A 3,102-nucleotide genomic window follows, 5' to 3' on the forward strand; every position below is an offset into this window, starting at 1 on the left:
GATCCGGCGCTCCTGCCAGGTCGGCCCGGCCGTACCTGGCCGCGGCGGCGGAGGCGTTCGAGCGGCTGGGCGCGGCCGACTGGGCCGAGCGGGCCCGGGTCGAACTGCGCGCCACCGCGACCCCGCCGCGCGCCTCGGCGCTGGACCTGGCCGCGCTGACCTGGCAGGAGCGCCGGATCGCCGACCTGGCCGCCGGCGGTCTGACGAACAAGGAGATCGGCGCCCGGATGCAGCTGTCGCCGCGCACCGTCGGCTCGCACCTGTACCGCGTCTTCCCCAAGCTCGGCATCACCACCCGGGCCGCCCTGCGCGACGCGCTGAGCCGGGCGTAGCACGAGTGACCCACCGTCATATGACTGATGTGCCGGACCGATCGCCCCCGCAGAGTGGAGGGGTCGGCGAACCCTCCCGGAAGGACCGGACATGATCAACAGGCGTACCTTCACCAAGGCGGTCGGTCTCGGCCTCGGCGCCACGGCGGTCACGGCCGGTGCGACGCCGGCCGCCCAGGCCGCGCCCGACCACCCGTCCCCCGCCGTCCCGACCGTCGTCCCGACCGTCACCCCGGGCACGCGCACCGCCTTCACCGACCTCAAGCGCGTCCGGGCCGGCGTCCTCGACATCGGCTACGCCGAGGCCGGGCCGGAGGACGGGCCGGTGGTCGTCTGCCTGCACGGCTGGCCCTACGACATCCACGCCTTCGTCGACGTGGCACCGCTGCTGGCGGACGCCGGCTACCGGGTGATCGTGCCGTACCTGCGGGGCCACGGCAGCACGGTCTTCCGCTCGGCGGCGACCGTCCGCAACGGGCAGCAGTCCGCGCTCGCCCTCGACCTCATCGCGCTGCTGGACGCGCTGGGGATCGACCGCGCGGTGCTGGCCGGCTTCGACTGGGGCTCGCGGACCGCCGGCATCGTGGCGGCGCTCTGGCCGGAGCGGGTCAAGGCCCTGGTGGCGGTGAGCGGCTACCTGGTCGTCGACCTCGCCGCGCAGCGCAGGCCGCTGCCGCCGAAGGCCGAGCACACCTGGTGGTACCAGTACTACTTCGCCACCGAGCGCGGCCGCCTCGCCATGGAGACCCGGGAGAACCGGCACGACCTGTGCCGGCTGGTCTGGAGCGAGACCTCCCCCACCTGGGCGTTCGACGAGGCCACCTTCGAGCGCACGGCCGCGGCGTTCGAGAACCCCGACTACGCCGCCGTCGTGGTCCACAACTACCGCTGGCGCCTGGGCCTGGCCGACGGCGAGCGCCGCTACGACCGCTACGAGCGGCTGCTCGCGGCCCGCCCGGCCGTCACCGTCCCGACCATCGCCCTGGACCCCGCGCTCGACCCGTTCCTGGCCGGCACCGACGGCAGCGGGTACCGCAGGTTCTTCACCGGCCCCTACGAGCACCGCGTCCTCGACGGCGTCGGCCACGCCGCGCCGCAGGAGGCGCCGACGGCGTTCGCCCGGGCCGTGCTGGACGCCGACCGGCTGTGAGGAGGTCGCCCGTCCCCCATCCCCCGTCCCGCCTGCCCTCAGCGAACGGCGAGGACGCCGTCGATCTCGCGCCGGGAGGAGATCCCCAGCTTGGCGAAGACCTTCCGCAGGTGCCACTCGACCGTACGGGGACTGAGGAACAACTGCGCGCCGATCTCCGCGTTCGGATGGCCGGTGGCGGCGAGCCGGGCGATCTGCGCCTCCTGCGGGGTCAGCACCGGCGCGCCGACGGCCCGTTCGCGGACCGTCTCACCGGTGGCGAGCAGCTCACGGCGGGCCCGTTCGGCGAACCCCTCCATGCCCATCCGCGCGGCCGCCTCGTACGCCGCCCGCAGCTCGGTCCGGGCCTGCGCGCGCCGGTTCCGGCGGCGCAGCCACTCCCCGTACAGCAGCCGGGCCCGGGTCTCGAACACGCCGAGCCCGCCGCTGCCGAAGTGGTCGACGGCCTCGTGGTAGCGGTCCTCGGCCTGCTCGGGTGCTCCGGTCAGGGCCTCGGCGACCGCGTGCGCGCCCAGGGCCCAGGGCGTCCCGGCCCGGGCCCAGTCGACGAGCCGCTCACGCGCGCCGGCCGCCACGGCCGGCTCGCCGGCCCTGGTCGCGGCCTCGACCAGCTCGCTGCACGTCCAGAAGTGCACCACGAGGTCCTTGTGCACTCCGCCGCGCAGCGCCGCTTCCATGGCGAGCGCGTAGTTGCCCAGGCCGTTGTGGAGCACGGCCCGCTCGCACGCGGCCACCCGGACGAGCCGGCCCAGGCCACGCTGCTCGCCGTCCCGTTCCATCGCCGTGAGCAGTTCCAGGGCCGGTCGCTCCCGTCCCCGGTACGCGGCGATCAGGGCCGCCGTGGCCGTGCGCGTCACCACACCGGTGGCCGTCCCGATGGCGGCGGCCTCGGCCAGCAGGTCCTCGGCTTCGGCCAGTCGCCCCGTGTGGCCCAGCGCGGCCGCCCGGTAGGGCAACGCCGTCGAGAGGACCGACAGCGTGCCCGTCGTCCGGGCGAAGCGGACCGCCCGATCGGTGACGTCCAGCCAGGCCTGGAGATCGCCCAGCTCCGCGGCGGCGTTCGCGGCCGCCCACAGGACGGACGGCTCCTCCTCGTCGGCGAGCGAGCGCAGCGCCCGTGCCAGCAGCGGGAAGGCGGCGACCTGCCCGTCCACGGTCCAGGCGACCAAGGCCCGGAGGAACACTCCGGCCGGCTCGTCGCCGGGTGCCAGGCCACCAGCGAGCTCGGCCGCCTGCCGGATTCCGCCTTCGTCGTGCGGCCAGGCCCAGATGGCCGCGTCGAACGCCGCGAGGCAGGTCTCCCGTGCGACGGCCGGGTCGAGGTCCCTGAACCGGCTCGCCGCGTCGAGCAGCGGCCGCACCGCGCCCTTCCCCGAGTCGGTCATGGACGACGCCTTGGCCCGCAGCCGGCCGGCATGGGCCTGCTGCAACCGGTCCAGCGGCCCCAGTTCGGCGGCGGCGAGCAGGTCGGGGACCCGGGCCGGCACACCCGCGGCGACGTTGGCCGCCGCGGCCGCCAGCGCGCGCCGCGCCCGTTCCCCCGACTCGGGGCTGAGCGCGGCGGCGCGTTCCAGGAAGGAGGCCGCGGCGGCCCGGCCGCCGCGCGCCAGCGCCCGGTCG

Annotated in this window: 3 protein-coding genes; 2 read left to right on the forward strand and 1 reads right to left on the reverse strand. The window is 76.1% G+C overall.

Going from position 1 to position 3,102, the window contains the following annotated elements; genetic code table 11:
* Positions 1 to 332: LuxR C-terminal-related transcriptional regulator (locus AB0N76_RS39585; RefSeq protein ID WP_363565706.1), on the forward strand; the 332-nt coding region annotated here is incomplete at its 5' end.
* Positions 333 to 423: 91 nt separating this feature from the next.
* Positions 424 to 1,482, forward strand: a complete 1,059-nt coding sequence (locus AB0N76_RS39590; RefSeq protein ID WP_363565707.1) for an alpha/beta hydrolase — start codon at positions 424 to 426, stop codon at positions 1,480 to 1,482.
* Between the two features lie 38 nt (positions 1,483 to 1,520).
* Here AB0N76_RS39590 and AB0N76_RS39595 read toward each other — a convergent pair.
* Positions 1,521 to 3,102: helix-turn-helix transcriptional regulator (locus AB0N76_RS39595; protein WP_363565708.1), on the reverse strand; the 1,582-nt coding region annotated here is incomplete at its 5' end.

The organism is Kitasatospora sp. NPDC093806 (assembly GCF_040683335.1).
Classification (GTDB): domain Bacteria; phylum Actinomycetota; class Actinomycetes; order Streptomycetales; family Streptomycetaceae; genus Kitasatospora.